We start from the raw sequence: 4,732 nt of genomic DNA, 5'->3' as shown, positions 1-4,732 counted from the left end.
CGCTGGATGAGCACCGGCAGGACGGCCGAACCGAGGTCGAGGGCATCGTCCTCGGCCTCGACGGCGGGGGAGGGCCGCCGCGAAGCCGCCGCTGCCGCAGCGGCGGTCTTCGACCGGTCGACCTCCTCCGCCAGGCTGGGCGGCTCGCCGGCGTCGTGCACGGCCGACGGTACCGGCTCGGTGACGACCTCCGGCCTGGCCGCCTCCGCTGTGTCCTGCACGGTCGCCTGCGGAACGGTCGCCTTCGCGACCGTGGGCTCCGAGACGAGCTCCTCACCGGCCGCCGGCGGGGGCGTCGCCTGCCCGCCCGCGAGGTGCTTCTCGATGCAGGCGATGAACTGCCCGAGCAGCTTGTCGGAGACGTCCTGCATCACGCCGCGGCCGAACTGTGCCGGCTTGCCGGTCACGGCGAGGTCCGTGACGACGTCGGCGCGCGCACCCCCACCGTCGGGCGTGAGCTGGATCGTCACCGTCGCACCGGCCGTGCCGTTGCCCCGCTTGTCCTTGCCCTTCGCCTCGATCACTGCCCGATGGCCCTCGTCGTCCTTGGCGACGAACGAGCCGGACCCGGTGTACAGCAGTGAGATCGGGCCGACTTTGACCTTGACCGTGCCGGAGAAGTCGTCCTGCGACACGTCCGTGACCGTGGCACCCGGAAAGCAGGCGCCGACGCGCTCGAGGTCCATGAACAGGGACCACGCCTCATCGACCGACGTCGGCACCGTGAACGAGTGCGTCAGCTCCATCCGGAGATCACGCCCCAGCCGCGGCGAGGACGGCGCGTCGGGTCAGCACGGTCGCGAGGTGCCTCCGGTAGTCGGCCGCACCGTTGAGGTCGGAGGGCGGGTTGGTGCCCTCGGCGACCCGGGCCACCGCGGCCCGCACCGCTTCGTCCGTGGGCGCCTGACCGACCAGGGCCTCCTCGACGGCCTTGGCCCGCAGGGGCGTCGCGCCCATGTTGGTCAACGCGACCCGGGCCTCGGCGATCGAGCCTCCCTCCACGCGTACCGCGGCCGCGACCGCGACGATCGACCACTGGTGGCTGACCCGCACGAACTTCTCGTAGTGCGAGCCCCAGCCCGTGTGCTTCGGGATGCGGACCTGGGTGAGCAGCTCACCCTCACCGACCGCCGTCGTGAAGAGGTCCTCGAAGAAGTCGGCGGCGGCGACGGTGCGGGTCTGGCCGCCCGCCCCGGCGATGACGAGCTCGGCCCCGAGGGCGAGCACCGGAGCACCGACGTCGCCGGCCGGGTCGGCGTGGACCAGCGCGCCGCCCACCGTCCCGCGGTGCCGGATCTGCGGGTCCGCCACTGTGGCAACGGCCTTGGACAGCAGCCCAGCGTGGCTGGACACGGCCTCGGAGGCGAGCACAGCGGCATACGGCGTCATGGCACCGATGACGATCGAGTCTCCCTCCTCCGAGATCCCCTGGAGCTCCGGGATCCTCCCGAGGTCGACAACGACCCCGGGGGTGTTGAGCCGCATCCGGAGAATCGGCAGGAGGGACTGCCCTCCGGCGAGGACCTTTGCCTCGTCGCCATGCTCGGCGAGCGCTGCGAGCGCCTCGGCCACGGTCGTCGGGGCGACGTAGTCGAACGATGCGGGGATCACTGGGCACCGCCTTCCGTCTCAGGGGTGTCTTGGTTGGGTGCGGCCGCGCCGAAGTGCGGCTGGGCGTCGCCCGCGGATTCCACCTGGCGGTCGGCGCCGCCGGACTGGACAGCCCGCCACACCCGCTCAGGGGTGCACGGCATCGGGACGTCGTCGACACCGAGGTGGCGCACCGCGTCGACGATCGCGTTGACCACGGCTGGTGTCGAAGCGATGGTGCCTGCCTCGCCGACTCCCTTGGTGCCCAGGGTGTTCGTCGTCGAGGGAGAGACCGTGTGGTCGGTGACGAAGCTGATCGTGTCGGCCGCCGTCGGCAACGTGTAGTCGACGAAGGACCCGGTCACGAGCGTGCCGTTCTCGTCGAACTCCGCGCCTTCCCAGAGCGCCTGGGCGATGCCCTGGACGAGGCCGCCATGCTCCTGGCCGGCGACGATGAGCGGGTTGATGATGACTCCGACGTCGTCCACGGCGACGTAGGAGCGCATCTTCGTCGCGCCGGTCTCGGTGTCGACCTCCATCGCGCACAGGTGCGTGCCGTGCGGGAAGGAGAAGTTGACCGGGTCGTAGGTCGCCTCGGAGTCGAGCCCGGGCTCGATGCCCTCGGGCAGGTTGTGCGCTGCGAAGCACGCCGTGGCGATCTCGCCGATGCCCAGGCCCTTGTCGGTGCCCTTGACACCGAAGCGCCCACCGGAGAACTCGAGGTCGTCGGCGCTGGCCTCGAGCATGTGCGCCGCGATGACCTTCGCCTTCTCGACCACCTTGTCGGCAGCCAGGACGAGCGCCTCGCCGCCGACGACGAGGGACCGTGACCCGTAGGTGTCCAGACCCTTGTGGCTGATCTGCGTGTCGCCGTGCAGCACCTCGATGTCCTCGAAGGGCACGCCGAGCCGGTCGGCGACGATCTGGCTCCACGCCGTCTCGTGCCCCTGGCCGTGCGGCGACGTGCCGGTCACGACCTCGACCTTGCCGGTCGGGAGCATGCGGATGTGCGCGTGCTCCCAGCCGCCGGCGCCGTAGTTGAGCGACCCGAGCACCCGGGACGGCGCGAGCCCACACATCTCGGTGAAGGTCGAGACGCCGATGCCGAGCTGGACCGGGTCGTTGCTCTCGCGACGGCGCCGCTGCTCGGCACGCAGCTCGTCGTAGCCGAAGAGCTCGCGTGCCCGGGCCGTGGCGGCCTCGTAGTTGCCGGAGTCGTACGTCATCCCGGCCACGGTGGTGAACGGGAACTCCTCGTGCGTGATCCAGTTCTTCTCGCGCACCTCGAGGGGATCCATGCCGAGCTCGTTGGCGAGCTCGTCCATCATCCGCTCGATGCCGTAGGTCGCCTCCGGGCGGCCGGCGCCGCGGTAGGCGTCGACCCACGTCTTGTTGGTGAGGATCGTCTGGACGCTGAACCGGTAGGCCGGGAACTTGTAGATGGAGTTGAACATCCACGCGCCCAGCACGGGCACGCCCCCGCCGACGAGCGCGACGTAGGCACCGAGGTCCGCGAGGAGCTCGACGTTGAAACCCGTCACCGTGCCGTCCTTGGTGGCCGACAGCGTCAGCTTCTGCCACTGGTCCCGGCCGTGGTGGCCGGACAGGAGCGACTCCGAGCGGGTCTCGGTGTACTTGACCGGCTTGCCGAGCTGCCGGCCGACCGCGAAGGCGATGAACTCCTCCGGGGTGGTCTGCAGCTTGCCCCCGAAGCCCCCTCCGACGTCGGGAGCGATGACCCGGATCTTCGACTCGGAGACCCCGGTCGTCGCGGCGAGGAGGAAGCGCAGGATGTGCGGGACCTGGGTGGCGGACCACATCGTGATCTGCTCGCCCGTCGGGTCGACGACGACGGATCGCGGCTCCATGAACGCCGGGATGAGCCGCTGCTGGCGGTACTCGCGCTCGATGACGACGCCGTCCTCGCGAGCCTTGGCGATGGCCTCGTCGACGTCCCCGCCAGTGCCGGCCTCCTTCGAGTCGAGCTTCCAGAACGCAGACTTGTTCGTGCCGAGGTCCGGGTGGGCGAGGTTCTCGTCCGTGAGGGCCTCCTTCATGTCGAGGACGGCGGGCAGCTCCTCGTAGTCCACGTCGACGAGCTCTGCGGCGTCGCGCGCCTCGGCCGCCGAGCGCGCCACGACGCAGGCGACGATCTCGCCCGCACAGGCCACGCGGTCGACCGCCATCGGCAGGTGGTTCGGCGTGACCTGGTCCGGGGTGATCGGCCAGGCGTTCGCGTTGACGCCCTGGATGTCCTTGAGGTCGTCACCGGTGAAGACGCCGACGACGTTGCGGGCCGCCTTGGCCGCTGACGTGTCGATGCCAGTGATCCGGGCGTGGGCGTAGGGGCTGCGGACCATCGCGATGTGGAGCATGCCCGGGAGCGTGATGTTGTCGGTCCACCGGGTCCGGCCGGTGATGAGACGCTGGTCCTCCTTGCGTCGGCGGGCCTTGCCGACCTCGCCGGTGCCGTTGCCGCCCGTGGCGGTGGGAGCGTCCTCGGTGATCGTCATGACGCCACCCCCTCGCGCTCCACACCGGAGACGCCGGAGGCGCCGGTGTCGCTGCCGGCCTCGCTCGGCACCGGCCGGCTCATGGCCCCCGCGGCCTGCTGCACTGCGAGGACGATGTTGTGGTAGCCGGTGCACCGACAGAGGTTGCCCTCGAGCCCCTCGCGGATCTCGGTCTCGGTGGGGTTCGGGTTCTCGGCGAGCAGATCGACCGCCTGCATGATCATGCCGGGCGTGCAGTAGCCGCACTGGAGGGCGTGGGTCTCGTGGAAGGCCTGCTGCACCGGGTGGAGCTGGCCGTCCGACGCAGCCGCGCCGGCGAGGCCCTCGATGGTCGTCACCTCGTGCCCGTCCGCCTGGACGGCGAGGACGTTGCAGGACTTGACGCTGCTCCCGTCCAGGTGGACCGTGCAGGCGCCGCAGTTGCTCGTGTCGCATCCGACGACGGTGCCCGTCTTGCCGACGGTCTCTCTCAGGTAATGGACCAACAAGGTCCGGGGCTCCACCTCGTCGGAGTACTCCACTCCGTCGACGGTCACGGATATACGGGTCATTCCTTGCCCTCCTGCCGCGCTGCAGATGACGGGTCCCTCGATCCACGGGTTCTCCCAGTCCGGAGTCTTGTCCGCGGT

At 70.5% G+C, this 4,732-nt stretch carries 4 protein-coding genes; all 4 read right to left on the bottom strand.

The genetic code is table 11. The features are described 5' to 3' along the window. Positions 1-746: SRPBCC family protein (locus LOY02_RS17860; RefSeq protein ID WP_317183718.1), on the bottom strand; the 746-nt coding region annotated here is incomplete at its 3' end. Positions 747-753: 7 nt separating this feature from the next. Then, the gene (locus tag LOY02_RS17855; protein WP_317183717.1) at positions 754-1,611 is read right to left on the bottom strand and encodes a xanthine dehydrogenase family protein subunit M; all 858 of its coding nucleotides are present in this window, start codon (positions 1,609-1,611) and stop codon (positions 754-756) included. Next, positions 1,608-4,103 (bottom strand): xanthine dehydrogenase family protein molybdopterin-binding subunit, encoded by a 2,496-nt coding sequence (locus tag LOY02_RS17850; protein WP_317183716.1) that lies wholly within the window; start codon positions 4,101-4,103, stop codon positions 1,608-1,610. The genes LOY02_RS17855 and LOY02_RS17850 overlap by 4 nt, the downstream gene beginning before the upstream one ends. Then, positions 4,100-4,654 (bottom strand): (2Fe-2S)-binding protein, encoded by a 555-nt coding sequence (locus tag LOY02_RS17845; RefSeq protein ID WP_317183719.1) that lies wholly within the window; start codon positions 4,652-4,654, stop codon positions 4,100-4,102. The genes LOY02_RS17850 and LOY02_RS17845 overlap by 4 nt, the downstream gene beginning before the upstream one ends. Positions 4,655-4,732: the final 78 nt, after the last annotated feature.

Origin of the sequence: Intrasporangium sp. (assembly GCF_032907665.1) — a bacterium.
Lineage (GTDB): Bacteria > Actinomycetota > Actinomycetes > Actinomycetales > Dermatophilaceae > Intrasporangium.
Note: the sequence above shows the minus strand (reverse complement) of the source record. Positions and strands in the feature narration are given on the sequence as shown.

Coding starts and splice junctions, on each gene's coding strand:
- LOY02_RS17850 (WP_317183716.1), bottom strand. CDS start 4,103: ATGACGATCACCGAGGACGCTCCCACCGCCACGGGCGGCAACGGCACC.
- LOY02_RS17845 (WP_317183719.1), bottom strand. CDS start 4,654: ATGACCCGTATATCCGTGACCGTCGACGGAGTGGAGTACTCCGACGAG.